Raw genomic sequence first — 13,913 nt, 5'->3', positions numbered from 1 at the left:
CCTCCTTTATTTTCCTAAGCAAAATTGAGAGAAGAGCTGGTCGATCAGGCTTTCGTGTACAGCATCGCCAATGATCTCTCCGAGAACTTCCCAGCATCTTGTTAAATCAATTTGAACCATATCGATCGGGACATCGTTTTCGATGCCCTCCAATGCGTCAGTAATGGCGCGCTTCGCCTCATGCAGCAGTGAGATGTGCCTTGTATTGCTGACATATGTCAAGTCGCCGCTCTCGATCGTTCCTGTGAAAAATAGCGATTGAATGGCTTCCTCCAGCTCATCAATCCCTTCCTCTTTCAATAAGGATGTCGTGACGACAGGCTGGTTCCCCGCCAATTCCCGAACGCGATCAAGATCAAGTCTTTGCTCAAGATCGGTCTTATTGACGATGACGATGATGTCCATGCCCTTCGTTGCTTCAAAGAGCTTGATGTCTTCTTCCGAAAGGGTCTCACTGTAATTGAGGACAAGCAAAATCAAGTCAGCTTCTTTTAATACCTGTCTTGAACGTTCAACGCCGATTCGCTCGACGATGTCTTCGGTCTCGCGGATCCCGGCTGTATCGACAAGACGCAGCGGCACGCCTCTGACATTCACATATTCTTCAATGACATCCCGCGTCGTACCCGGAATGTCCGTTACAATCGCTTTTGTCTCATGGACGAGACTGTTTAAAAGCGAGGACTTGCCGACATTTGGCCGCCCGATGATAACCGTCGAGATGCCTTCTCTTAATATTTTACCCTGCTCTGAAGTCGTCAGCAGCGCCTCGATTTCCTTTTTGACCTTTGTCGCCTTTTCAATCAGCATCTTATGGGTCATTTCTTCGACATCATCGTATTCCGGATAGTCTATATTCACTTCAACATGGGCCAACGTTTCAAGAATCTCGGCTCTCAACCGTTTGATCAGTGAAGACAGCCTTCCTTCCATCTGATTCATGGCCACATTCATAGCGCGGTCTGTTTTGGCCCTGATGAGATCCATGACAGCTTCAGCCTGGGAAAGATCGATTCTTCCGTTCAAAAAGGCTCTTTTCGTAAATTCCCCCGGTTCCGCAAGGCGCGCTCCCTCTCTCAAAACGAGCTGAAGCACCTGGTTGACGGTTACAATTCCGCCGTGGCAGTTGATTTCTACAATATCTTCCCGCGTAAAAGTTTTCGGCGCTTTCAGTACCGAAACCATGACTTCTTCCACGACTTTTTCCGTTTCAGGATCAACGATATGACCGTAGTTAATCGTATGTGAATCGACGGAACTCAGCCTTTTCCCGCGAGGTCCTTTATATACTTTATCGGCGATCGCAAGAGCCTCAGGGCCGCTCATCCGGACGATCGCAATCGCCCCTTCTCCCATCGGCGTTGAAATCGCAGCGATGGTATCCATGGCTTTCACCTCTCTTTTTCATTCCTCTATCTATTATCCCCATTTGTCCGGGTCATCTTCCAAACATCGTATATGGATGAAAAACTTTTATTGTAATCAAAATTTAAAGATATCATAGTTTCAATTGAAGTGGAAGTGACTTGAACCGTTATCCACAACCGTTCTAAGCCATCATTACTTACTTTAACTTATCCACATGTGAATAACAATTAAATTTCATTTTCATCAACAGCTTACACCGAAAAAACTAAAGCTTAAACCGATTTGGTCTGCATTTATCGATTTTGCAACGGCAAAAAACCGAAGCCCCAATTTTGGGAACTTCGGTTTTCATGTTATTTTTTATATGAGATGACAAGGTGCCGGTTATGGTCTTCTCCGGTAGAATAGGTTTCGATATGCTGCGAGTAGCCCGCAAGCGTATCATGGATGACTTTGCGCTCACTGGAAGGCATCGGCTCCAGATGAATGTCTTTTTTCTGCCTGGCCGCCTGGTCAGCAAGCTTCAATGCAAGCTGAGCGAGTGTTTCCTTCCGCTTTGCGCGGTATCCCTCGGCATCAACCACCGCTTGGATATATCTGTCTGAATGACGATTGAGCACGAGCTGCGTCAGCGTTTCAAGGGCATTTAAAGTTTGTCCTCTTTTTCCAATTAAAAGGGCTGTTTTATCGCCTTTTAACTGAAAAATCACTCGTTTTGACTCCTCTTCTGCCGTCACCTGGGCTTGTATTCCCATATTCGAAATCACATTTTCCAAATACTGTTTTGCTTCTTTAACCGGGTCTATTTTTTCTCGAATGTTCACGACTGCAGACCGATGACCGAAAATGCCGAATAATCCCTTTTTTCCTTCATCAACTACGTCGACTTCGACATCATCTGCATGAAGGCCCAGCTGTTCAAGCCCGGATTGCACTGCTTCATCGACGGTACGTCCAGTAGCAGTCAGTTCCTTCACTTTTTCTTACCTCCGGATTTTTTTCCTCCGGCTGCCGCTTCCTGCCTCTCTGCCTTTAAATCAGGCCCTTTGATAAAGAAGGTTTGAGCAATCATGAATAAGTTACCGACTACCCAGTACAGGGAAAGAGCCGCCGGGAAACTGACCGCAAATACAACGATCATGATCGGCATCAGCCAAAGCATCATCGCCATCTGCGGATTTTGTTGCGCTGTTCCCGCCATCATCAGCTTTTGCTGAATGAATGTGAACACACCGGCGAGAATCGGCAAAATGAAATACGGATCACGCTCCCCAAGGTCAAACCATAAAAAGCTGTGTTCTGCGATTTCCCGCGTTCTCATAATGGCATGATAGAATCCGATTAAAATCGGCATTTGAATTAAGATCGGGAAACATCCGGCAAGCGGGTTAACCCCGTGCTTCTGCATGAGAGCCATCGTTTCCTGTTGAAGCTTCTGCTGCGTTTTTTGATCTTTAGAACTGTATTTTTCGCGAAGTTTTTGCATTTCAGGCTGGAGAGCCTGCATCGCTTTCGAACTCTTCGTCTGCTTGATCATCAGCGGCAAAATTAAAAGTCTGATTAAGATCGTGACGATGATAATCGCGAGTCCGAAGTTTTCATTCGTTAAATTTGCTACATACGTGATCAGCTGTGACAGCGGGTATACGATATACGTGTTCCAAAACCCTTCGCTTTCTGCAGTGATCGGCTGGTTGATTTCCGTACATCCAGCTAACAGCACGATAACGCCGATCATACTGAACAATAATAAAATTCGCCTCTTCAACAATATTTCCTCCTAAATCTTCATTCTTCAACCGGTGTTATTCGGTTATGACCATTAAAAAGACATACTTTCTCGTATTTTATCATCTTTCTCCCCGAATGGGCGACGACATTTTTCAGGAGCTAAAGGAAGCGCTTAAAAATGAGGGCCATAACATCTTTTTAACCCGGACTATGATGGCTGATTCGGTTTTTTCCGGTAGACAAACGACTTTCTGAAAAGGTGCTGCAAACTTTTTTTCGTCTCTTCATATGACAATTCAGCTGCAGGCTTTCTTGCGATGATAATGTAGTCATTTTCTTGTTTTAATAGATCCCGCTCTTCCTGGATGACCTGGCGAATCAGCCGCTTTACCCGGTTGCGCACGACTGCGTTTCCGATTTTCTTGCTGACCGACAGTCCCACCCGAAACTCTTTCGCCTCAGGCTGGTGAAGCACATATAAAACATATTGCCGGTTTGCCATCGATTTGCCTTTTTTAAATACTTTTTGAAAATCTTCATTTTTCTTTAATCGATTTCGCTTTTTCATATCTTCTTTCACTCCGATAACAAGCTGGCAAATGGGCCTGGTCATTCCTCTATGTAAAAAAGACCACTGACATTATTCAGTGGCCTAAGCTGATAATACTTTTCTTCCTTTGCGGCGACGACGTGCTAATACAAGACGTCCATTTTTAGAACTCATACGGCTGCGAAAGCCATGAACTTTGCTGCGCTTACGGTTATTTGGTTGAAATGTTCTTTTCATGTATGACACCTCCCTCGAGGAATAGCTGTTAAAGACAGTCTAATTTATTATATTGGGATGAGCAGTTCATTGTCAACTTCGCTCACACATTTCTTTTTTGCACCATAATAGGATAACACATATCAATTTTCTTCGAAAGCCTAATTTCACTTTTCCTCAATTTTAGCTTAAAAGATTTTTTTGGAAGCGGGAAAATGGGATGAACGAAGCGAAAAAAAAAGCCAATGTGGATATCTTTCGCCTCGTTTTTTCTATCCACAGTCATTATCGACAACATTTTCACAAAACTAACCGTTGTGGACAATATTTCTTCAACAGTTTGTATAGTGTGTGGATAAGTTCCTCGCAACCATTGCAACCACTCGCTTATTCTGATATTATATTTGTGTTTTAACTCTTGATAACAAATTGGCTGCCAATCCATTATCCACAAACTGTGGATAAGTTGTGGAAAGTTTTTTCACAGGGTGTGCAGGAATTTGTCCACATCTTGTGAAGAATGTCGAAAAGACGTTTTTCTACTATATTATATGTTTTCAACATTTCATTAACGAATGGACTCATCCATTTGCTCTTTTTTTGTGTTCTATAACAGGTTGGACGAGCAAATATTGCTGGTAAAGGAGGGACGAACCGCCATTATGAAAAACATATCGGATCTTTGGAATCAAGCTTTGGGGCAGATCGAAAAAAAATTGAGCAAGCCCAGCTTTGAAACATGGATGAAATCGACAAAGGCCCATTCATTGCAGGGCGATACGCTGATCATCACCGCACCGAACGAGTTCGCCAGAGACTGGCTTGAATCAAGATACCTGCACCTGATCGCCGATACGATCTACGATCTGACAGGAGAAGAATTGAGCATTAAATTTGTCATTCCTCAGAATCAAAATGAAGAAGATTTTATGCCTAAGTCTCCAATCAAAAAAATGTCGAAAGAAGAACCGGCTGATTTTCCGCAAAACATGCTGAACCCCAAATATACATTCGATACGTTCGTTATCGGTTCAGGAAACCGATTCGCCCATGCGGCGTCTTTGGCAGTGGCCGAAGCCCCGGCGAAAGCTTACAATCCGCTGTTTATTTATGGGGGAGTCGGACTTGGAAAGACTCACTTAATGCATGCGATCGGGCACTATGTCATCGATCACAATCCATCTGCAAAAGTGGTTTATTTGTCATCTGAGAAATTTACAAATGAATTCATTAACTCGATCCGTGACAATAAAGCTGTCGATTTTCGCAACCGCTATCGAAATGTTGACGTTCTTTTGATAGATGATATTCAATTTTTAGCCGGAAAAGAACAGACGCAAGAGGAATTTTTCCATACGTTTAATACGCTGCATGAAGAAACAAAGCAGATCGTCATTTCCAGCGACCGGCCTCCAAAAGAGATCCCAACGCTTGAAGACCGTTTGCGCTCCCGTTTTGAATGGGGATTGATCACAGACATCACGCCTCCTGATCTAGAAACAAGAATTGCGATTTTAAGGAAGAAAGCAAAAGCAGAAGGACTTGATATCCCGAATGAAGTCATGCTTTATATTGCCAATCAGATCGACAGCAATATCAGGGAGCTGGAAGGGGCATTAATCAGGGTTGTCGCATATTCTTCCCTGATCAATAAAGACATCAACGCCGATTTGGCTGCTGAAGCTTTGAAAGATATCATTCCGTCTTCAAAGCCGAAAGTCATTACGATCAAAGACATCCAAAGAATCGTCGGCCAGCAGTTCAATATCAAGCTGGAGGATTTCAAGGCGAAGAAACGGACAAAATCGGTGGCTTTTCCGCGGCAAATCGCTATGTATCTATCAAGAGAAATGACAGATTCTTCTCTTCCAAAGATCGGCGAGGAGTTTGGCGGACGCGACCACACGACGGTCATCCATGCCCACGAAAAAATATCAAAACTGCTGAGCGATGATGAACAGCTCCAGCAGCATATTAAAGAAATTAAAGAGCAGCTGAGATAAATGGTGAGCGGGAAAGTGTGAATAACTTGAACATAGCCTTACACAGTCTGTCCACATGTGGATAGGCTGTGTTTCCGTTCGTTTTTATCACTTATCCACAAATCCACAGCCCCTACTAGTACTTCTGCTATTTTTATAAAACATAATAATTAATAGATTTCCGCAAGGAGGATGATTATGAAGTTTACAATTCAAAAAGACCGCCTAGTCGAAGGTGTCCAAGATGTGTTAAAAGCCGTTTCTTCAAGAACGACGATTCCGATCTTAACCGGTATTAAAATCGTGGCCTCTGATGAAGGTGTCTCTCTGACAGGCAGCGATTCCGATATTTCGATTGAATCGTTTATCCCAAAAGAAGACGGCGATTTAGAGATCGTGACAATTGAACAGCCCGGCAGCATTGTGCTTCAAGCGCGTTTTTTCAGTGAAATTGTCAAAAAGCTGCCGATGTCAACGGTGGAAATCGAGGTTCAAAATCAATACTTAACGATCATCCGCTCCGGCAAAGCAGAGTTTAACTTAAACGGTTTGGATGCAAGCGAATATCCGCTTTTGCCGCAAATTGAAGAGCATCACGCTTTTCAAATTCCGACCGATCTGCTGAAAAACCTGATCCGCCAAACCGTTTTTGCAGTGTCCACCTCAGAAACACGCCCAATCTTGACAGGTGTAAACTGGAATGTCGCGGACGGTGAATTAATATGCACTGCGACGGATAGTCACCGTCTGGCGCTAAGAAAAGCTAAGCTCGACATTAACGAAGACAATTCTTACAATGTCGTCATCCCAGGAAAAAGCTTAACCGAGCTGAGCAAGATCCTTGATGACCATCAGGAGCTAGTCGATATTGTGATTACCGAAACACAAGTGTTATTTAAAACAAAAAACGTGCTGTTTTTCTCCAGGCTGCTTGACGGAAACTATCCGGATACAAACCGCCTGATTCCTCAGGAAAGCAAAACGAACCTGATCGTCAATACAAAGGAATTTCTTCAGGCGATCGACAGGGCTTCGCTCTTGGCGAGAGAAGGACGAAACAACGTGGTGAAACTTTCCGCAGCCGCCAATGAGTCGATCGAAATTTCTTCAAACTCTCCGGAAATCGGAAAGGTTGTCGAAACGGTGAATGCCGAGCAGATTGAAGGGGAAGACTTAAAGATATCCTTTAGTCCGAAATATATGCTGGATGCCCTTAAAGTTCTTGAAGGAGAGGATATTCACGTGAGCTTCACGGGCGCTATGAGGCCTTTTCTGATCCGTACGCCGAATGACGATTCAATCGTCCAATTAATTCTTCCTGTCCGGACGTATTAATTTGTTGGAATAGAAAGTTGCCGGCTGGTCCGGCAGCTTCTCTTATTTTTCGGGAGAAAAGCGCTCTCGCCCTGCCTTGGTTGTTCATACCGCAAGTTTCCCCTTTCCTTCTTTCCCTGTTTTTTAGTACAATTAGATATTAGTGATATTGAAAGAGGTCGATATAATGACAAAGACGGTGGCTATTGATACAGAGATGATTACCCTCGGCCAGTTTTTGAAATTGGCGGATGTCATTCAGTCCGGAGGAATGGCAAAATGGTTTTTATCGGAATATGAAGTACTCGTCAATGACGAGCCGGATAACCGCCGCGGACGAAAACTGTATGTCGGAGATGTGGTGACGATTGAAGGATTCGGTTCATTTCAAGTCGTCGGCTAAAAGCAGGTGGTATTGATTGTATATCCAAAATCTTACATTATCATCTTACCGTAATTATGAGCGCCTTGACCTTCAATTTGAGAACAAAGTGAATGTGATTATCGGAGAGAACGCTCAAGGAAAAACGAATTTGATGGAAGCGATCTATGTGCTTGCGATGGCGAAATCCCATCGGACGTCAAATGATAAAGAACTCATACGATGGGATGAAGACTATGCTAAAATAGAAGGCAGGGTCATTAAAAAAAACGGTTCTGTTCCCATTCAGCTTGTGATTTCCAAAAAAGGAAAAAAAGGTAAAGTCAATCATATTGAACAGCAGAAGCTGAGCCAGTATGTCGGGGCTGTCAACACGATTATGTTCGCGCCGGAGGATTTAAATCTTGTAAAAGGAAGTCCTCAGGTCAGAAGAAGGTTTCTCGATATGGAAATCGGCCAAGTATCACCTGTCTATCTTCATGACCTTTCTCTTTACCAAAAAATCCTTTCACAACGGAATCATTTCCTGAAACAGCTTCAAACGAGAAAGCAAACCGACCAAACGATGCTTGACGTGCTGACGGAACAGCTTACGGAATTCGCGGCAAAGGTTGTGATGAAACGGCTTCAGTTTGTCGATCAGCTTGAAAAATGGGCTCAGCCCATTCATTCCGGAATTTCAAGAGGTCTGGAAGAGCTGACGTTAAAGTATCATACGTCTCTTCACGTATCAGATTCGCCCGATTTGTCGAAAATGATCAATAGTTATCAAGAAACGTTTTCTAAATTAAGAGATAAAGAAATAGAACGGGGGGTATCTCTGTCAGGTCCCCACAGGGATGATGTTCTCTTCTACGTCAATGGCCGTGATGTGCAGACTTACGGATCGCAGGGCCAGCAGCGAACGACTGCTTTGTCGCTTAAATTGGCTGAAATCGATTTGATTCAGGAAGAGATAGGAGAATATCCGATTCTGCTTTTGGATGATGTTTTATCAGAGCTGGACGACTATCGGCAGTCTCACTTGCTCCACACCATTCAAGGCCGTGTTCAAACATTCGTAACAACGACAAGCGTTGATGGAATTGATCATAAAACCTTAAACGAAGCGGAAATCTTTCGAGTTGAAAATGGCACGCTATCGGACTGAGAAAATGGGGTGAGGGATTGTATATCCACTTAGGTGACGATTTTGTCGTCTCAACGCGTGAAATTGTGGCTATTTTTGATTACAAGGCAAAGACGTCGCCGATTGTTGAAGAGTTTTTAAACAAGCAAAAACAGCAGATTGTCTCTTCTAACAGCACGCCGAAGTCAATTGTTGTCACATTACAATCGATTTATTTTTCTCCTTTAGCCTCAGGCACGTTGAAAAAACGGGCGCAATCCAAGCCGGAAATCGATTCATAAAAGAATCTTAACTATAAATTTATTATGTTTGAAGAAAAGTGTAGGTGAATGTGCGTGGCAATGGAACAGCAAAATAATTACGATGAAAATCAGATACAGGTTCTAGAGGGATTGGAAGCCGTGCGGAAAAGACCCGGAATGTACATCGGGTCGACAAGCGGCAAAGGTCTGCACCATTTAGTATGGGAAATTGTCGATAACAGCATCGATGAAGCATTGGCCGGTTACTGCACTGAAATCAATGTCGAAATTGAAAAAGACAACAGCATCACTGTAAAAGACAACGGACGGGGGATTCCGGTCGGTATTCATGAGAAGATGGGCCGTCCCGCTGTAGAAGTCATCATGACAGTCCTGCACGCCGGAGGAAAGTTTGACGGAAGCGGATATAAAGTTTCAGGCGGTTTGCACGGCGTCGGTGCATCTGTTGTTAACGCCCTTTCAACCGAGCTCGATGTAACGGTTTACAGAGATGGAAAAGTCCATTACCAGGAATTTGAACGGGGCGTTCCGAAAGCTGATTTGAAAGTCATCGGAGATACGGAAGTGACGGGAACGACCACTCACTTCAAGCCTGATCCGGAAATATTCACGGAAACGACGGAATACGACTATGATACGCTTGCCACTCGTGTCCGGGAGCTCGCTTTCTTGACAAAAGGCGTCAAAATCACGATTGAAGACAAGCGAGAAGGAAAAGAACGCAAGAATGAATACTGCTATGAAGGCGGTATTAAAAGCTATGTTGAACACTTGAACCGTTCACGGGAAGTGGTTCATGAAGAGCCAGTCTATATTGAAGGATCCAAAGACGGCATTACGGTCGAGGTGGCTCTTCAATACAACGACAGCTATACCAGCAACATTTATTCGTTTGCCAATAACATTCATACGTATGAAGGCGGAACGCATGAAGCCGGCTTTAAGACCGGTTTGACGAGAGTCATCAATGATTACGCGAGAAGGAACGGTGTCTTCAAAGAAAGCGATCCGAACTTAAGCGGGGAAGACGTCCGTGAAGGTTTGACAGCGATCATTTCAATCAAGCATCCGGATCCTCAATTTGAAGGGCAGACGAAAACAAAGCTTGGCAACTCAGAAGCGCGGACGATAACAGATGCGCTATTTTCAGAAGCGCTCGAAAAGTTTCTGCTTGAAAACCCGGATTCGGCGAAAAAAATCGTTGAAAAAGGGGTTATGGCCGCCAGAGCACGAATGGCTGCAAAGAAAGCACGCGAACTGACGCGCAGAAAAAGCGCCCTTGAAGTGTCGAATCTGCCGGGGAAACTGGCTGACTGTTCTTCTAAAGACCCGACGATTTCCGAACTTTACATCGTTGAGGGTGACTCTGCGGGCGGATCGGCAAAACAGGGCCGCGATCGTCATTTCCAAGCCATTTTGCCTTTGAGAGGGAAAATCTTGAACGTCGAAAAAGCACGCCTGGACAAAATTTTGTCCAACAATGAGGTTCGTTCTATGATCACCGCGCTTGGCACCGGGATCGGGGAAGATTTCAATCTTGAAAAAGCCCGCTACCACAAAGTCGTGATTATGACGGATGCCGACGTCGACGGTGCCCACATCCGAACGTTGCTGCTGACCTTTTTCTACCGCTACATGAGACAGATCATCGAACAAGGATATGTCTACATCGCTCAGCCGCCGCTTTACAAAATACAGCAGGGGAAACGCGTTGAGTATGCGTACAATGACCAGCAGCTCGAAGAAATTTTAAAAGAGCTTCCGCAAAATCCGAAGCCAGGCCTGCAGCGCTATAAAGGTTTGGGCGAGATGAACGCGACACAGCTTTGGGAAACGACGATGGATCCTGAAACGCGGACATTGCTTCAAGTAACGCTCAAAGATGCGATCGATGCGGATGAAACCTTTGAAATGCTGATGGGCGACAAGGTTGAGCCGCGCCGCAACTTTATCGAAGAGAATGCCCGATATGTAAAGAATTTGGATATTTAATGATTGTAAGACCTTATTTTCGCTTAATTGAAATAAGGTCTTTTCTAGAATGAGCCTTTGGCGCTCTAGTCATTTGATGTGTATAAAATCAAGATTATTGATATAATGGAGAATAGCCTAATTCGTTGAAGAGTATAAATTACAAATCTACTCCCACACAACTCATGTAGATTCTCCAGGGAGGTTTTTTAATGAGTGAACAACATAAGCCCCAAGTTCAGGAAGTCAATATCAGTCAGGAAATGCGCACATCTTTTTTAGACTACGCAATGAGTGTTATTGTTTCCCGCGCTCTTCCGGACGTAAGAGACGGTCTGAAGCCGGTGCACAGAAGAATATTGTATGCGATGAACGACCTTGGGATGACAAGTGATAAGCCGTATAAAAAATCCGCGCGTATTGTCGGCGAAGTTATCGGTAAGTACCACCCGCATGGTGATTCTGCTGTTTACGAAGCCATGGTCAGAATGGCGCAGGATTTTAACTATCGGTACATGCTCGTTCAAGGCCACGGAAACTTCGGTTCTGTCGACGGCGACTCGGCTGCGGCCATGCGTTACACAGAAGCGAGAATGTCTAAAATATCAATGGAAATTCTGCGCGACATCAATAAAGACACAATCGATTACCAGGACAACTATGACGGATCGGAAAAAGAGCCGGTTGTCATGCCCGCGAGATTTCCAAACCTGCTTGTCAACGGAGCGGCCGGTATTGCTGTAGGTATGGCCACAAACATTCCGCCGCATCAGCTCGGTGAAGTCATTGACGGGGTCTTGGCGGTCAGCAAGAACCCTGAAATCACGCTTCCGGAATTGATGGAAATCATTCCTGGACCTGATTTCCCAACAGCAGGGCTGATCTTGGGGAGAAGCGGCATCCGGAAAGCCTATGAAACAGGCCGGGGATCCATTACGCTTCGAGCCAAAGCTCAAATCGAAGAAACATCTTCCGGTAAACCGGTAATCATAATTACGGAAATACCGTATCAGGTGAATAAAGCTAGGCTGATCGAAAAAATCGCCGATCTAGTGCGCGATAAGAAAATCGACGGCATTACGGATCTCCGCGATGAATCAGACCGAAACGGCATGCGCATCGTCATTGAACTGAGAAGGGACGCAAACGCTAATGTACTGTTAAATAACTTGTACAAGCAGACCGCTCTTCAAACATCATTCGGCATTAATCTTTTGGCGCTTGTTGACGGACAGCCGAAAGTATTGAGCTTGAAGCAGTGTCTGGAGCATTATCTTGACCATCAAAAAGTCGTGATCAGAAGGCGCACGGCATTCGAGCTTCGCAAAGCGGAAGCGCGGGCCCACATTCTTGAGGGCTTGAGAGTGGCGCTTGATCATCTTGATGAAGTTATTTCCCTAATTAGAAATTCGCAAACAGCTGAAATCGCAAAAAACGGATTGATTGAGAAGTTTTCTTTGACCGAAAAACAGGCCCAAGCGATTTTGGACATGCGTCTTCAGCGTTTAACAGGATTGGAACGCGAAAAAATCGAAGAGGAATATCAAGGTCTTGTTGAGTTGATTGCCGAGTTAAAAGCCATCTTAGCAGACGAAGAAAAGGTTCTTGAAATCATTCGGGAAGAGCTCACAGAAGTTAAAGAGCGCTTTAATGATGAGCGCCGTACAGAAATCGTGACATCAGGCCTTGAAACGATTGAGGACGAAGATCTCATCACGCGCGAGAATATCGTTGTGACTTTAACCCATAACGGATATATCAAACGTCTGCCTTCTTCCACTTACCGCAGCCAAAAACGGGGCGGGAAAGGCATTCAGGGCATGGGGACAAATGAAGACGACTTCGTTGAACACCTGATTTCAACATCCACCCATGACACCATTCTCTTCTTCTCAAATAAAGGGAAGGTGTACCGTTCGAAAGGATATGAGATCCCTGAATTCGGACGGACAGCAAAGGGAATACCGATTATTAACCTGCTTGAAGTGGAAAAAGGAGAATGGATCAACGCGATTATCCCGGTAAGCGAATTTGATGACGAGTCTTATTTGTTCTTCACGACAAGACACGGAATATCAAAACGCACGCCGCTTTCCCAATTCGCGAATATCCGCAATAACGGATTGATCGCCTTAAGCCTCCGCGATGAGGATGAATTGATGGCCGTCCGCCTGACAGACGGAAATAAACAAATTATTATCGGCACGAAAAACGGTCTGCTGATCCGTTTCCCTGAAACAGATGTAAGGCAAATGGGAAGAACAGCAGCCGGTGTTAAAGGCATCACTCTGACAGATGACGATGTTGTCGTCGGCATGGAGATTTTGGAAGAGGATTATCATGTGCTAATCGTAACTGAAAAAGGCTACGGAAAACTGACGCCGGCTTCAGAATACAGGGTTCAAAGCCGTGGAGGAAAAGGGCTGAAAACCTGCAAAATCACAGAAAATAACGGCTCTCTTGTGACAGTGAAAGCAACAACAGGAGAAGAAGATTTAATGATCATCACAGCCAGCGGCGTGATCATTCGGATGGATATTAAAGATATTTCCACAACCGGCCGCGTCACTCAGGGCGTGCGTCTCATCCGCTTAGGTGAACAAGAGCATGTCGCGACTGTCGCTTTAGTTGAAAAAGATGAAGAGAACGATACAGAAGAACAGGAAGCAGACGAATCATAAAAACATGCAGCCAAATGGCTGCATGTTTTTCTATTCAATCTTTCAAATAAGATCTTTTCATCAGAAAGATCATGTGCTATAATTTCTTTTGGTCGCTTATAAAAGCAACAACAAAAACTTTTCCGAAAAAAAGTATTGACCGCTTGTCTCATAAATGTTATATTTAAGTGGTCGCTTTGAGAGCGGCAACGAAGTTCTTTGAAAACTAAACAAGACAAACGCACCTGTTAATTCATTAAATAAATCGCACATGCGAATGTGCGTAGTCATTATCAAACTTCATGGAGAGTTTGATCCTGGCTCAGGACGAACGCTGGCGGCGTGCC

12 protein-coding genes are annotated in these 13,913 nt (G+C 44.5%); 7 read left to right on the top strand and 5 right to left on the bottom strand.

Going from position 1 to position 13,913, the window contains the following annotated elements:
* Positions 1 to 6: 6 nt before the first annotated feature.
* The 5 genes from mnmE to rpmH all read right to left on the bottom strand — a co-directional run bounded on the left by mnmE (position 7) and on the right by rpmH (position 3,886).
* Positions 7 to 1,386, bottom strand: coding sequence for a tRNA uridine-5-carboxymethylaminomethyl(34) synthesis GTPase MnmE (gene mnmE / locus LQ247_RS00060; RefSeq protein WP_020453653.1), 1,380 nt, complete (start codon positions 1,384 to 1,386; stop codon positions 7 to 9).
* Positions 1,387 to 1,721: 335 nt separating this feature from the next.
* Entirely contained in the window at positions 1,722 to 2,345 is a 624-nt protein-coding gene (gene jag / locus LQ247_RS00055) for an RNA-binding cell elongation regulator Jag/EloR (protein WP_020453654.1), read from the bottom strand.
* Positions 2,342 to 3,142: a YidC family membrane integrase SpoIIIJ gene (gene spoIIIJ, locus LQ247_RS00050; protein WP_095291183.1), complete on the bottom strand. Its 801-nt coding sequence runs from the start codon at positions 3,140 to 3,142 to the stop codon at positions 2,342 to 2,344. Before spoIIIJ ends, jag begins: the two co-directional genes overlap by 4 nt.
* A gap of 165 nt (positions 3,143 to 3,307) precedes the next feature.
* Entirely contained in the window at positions 3,308 to 3,667 is a 360-nt protein-coding gene (rnpA, locus tag LQ247_RS00045) for a ribonuclease P protein component (protein ID WP_020453656.1), read from the bottom strand.
* Between the two features lie 84 nt (positions 3,668 to 3,751).
* On the bottom strand, positions 3,752 to 3,886 hold the full coding sequence (rpmH, locus tag LQ247_RS00040; RefSeq protein ID WP_003178075.1) for a 50S ribosomal protein L34: 135 nt from the start codon (positions 3,884 to 3,886) through the stop codon (positions 3,752 to 3,754).
* A gap of 641 nt (positions 3,887 to 4,527) precedes the next feature.
* On the opposite strand from rpmH, the gene dnaA reads away from it, so the two are divergent.
* The 7 genes from dnaA (at position 4,528) to gyrA (ending at position 13,587) form a co-directional block, all read left to right on the top strand.
* Positions 4,528 to 5,868 carry a chromosomal replication initiator protein DnaA gene (gene dnaA, locus LQ247_RS00035; protein ID WP_023856797.1) on the top strand — a complete coding sequence of 447 codons (1,341 nt, stop codon included), beginning with the start codon at positions 4,528 to 4,530 and terminating at the stop codon, positions 5,866 to 5,868.
* 177 nt (positions 5,869 to 6,045) lie between these two features.
* Entirely contained in the window at positions 6,046 to 7,182 is a 1,137-nt protein-coding gene (dnaN, locus tag LQ247_RS00030; protein WP_224146244.1) for a DNA polymerase III subunit beta, read from the top strand.
* Between the two features lie 166 nt (positions 7,183 to 7,348).
* On the top strand, positions 7,349 to 7,564 hold the full coding sequence (gene yaaA / locus LQ247_RS00025) for a S4 domain-containing protein YaaA (RefSeq protein WP_003178084.1): 216 nt from the start codon (positions 7,349 to 7,351) through the stop codon (positions 7,562 to 7,564).
* A 16-nt stretch (positions 7,565 to 7,580) separates the two neighbouring features.
* Positions 7,581 to 8,693, top strand: a complete 1,113-nt coding sequence (gene recF / locus LQ247_RS00020) for a DNA replication/repair protein RecF (RefSeq protein ID WP_003178089.1) — start codon at positions 7,581 to 7,583, stop codon at positions 8,691 to 8,693.
* A 17-nt stretch (positions 8,694 to 8,710) separates the two neighbouring features.
* Positions 8,711 to 8,953: an extracellular matrix regulator RemB gene (gene remB / locus LQ247_RS00015; protein ID WP_023856795.1), complete on the top strand. Its 243-nt coding sequence runs from the start codon at positions 8,711 to 8,713 to the stop codon at positions 8,951 to 8,953.
* Between the two features lie 60 nt (positions 8,954 to 9,013).
* Complete coding sequence (gyrB, locus tag LQ247_RS00010; protein WP_101561254.1) at positions 9,014 to 10,927, top strand: DNA topoisomerase (ATP-hydrolyzing) subunit B; 1,914 nt, start codon at positions 9,014 to 9,016, stop codon at positions 10,925 to 10,927.
* Between the two features lie 191 nt (positions 10,928 to 11,118).
* On the top strand, positions 11,119 to 13,587 hold the full coding sequence (gene gyrA / locus LQ247_RS00005) for a DNA gyrase subunit A (protein ID WP_023856793.1): 2,469 nt from the start codon (positions 11,119 to 11,121) through the stop codon (positions 13,585 to 13,587).
* Positions 13,588 to 13,913: the final 326 nt, after the last annotated feature.

This window comes from Bacillus sp. BS3(2021), from assembly GCF_021043345.1.
In the GTDB taxonomy this organism is placed as follows: domain Bacteria; phylum Bacillota; class Bacilli; order Bacillales; family Bacillaceae; genus Bacillus; species Bacillus paralicheniformis.
The sequence above is the reverse complement of the archived record's forward strand: the minus strand, read 5'-3'. Positions and strand labels throughout refer to the sequence as shown.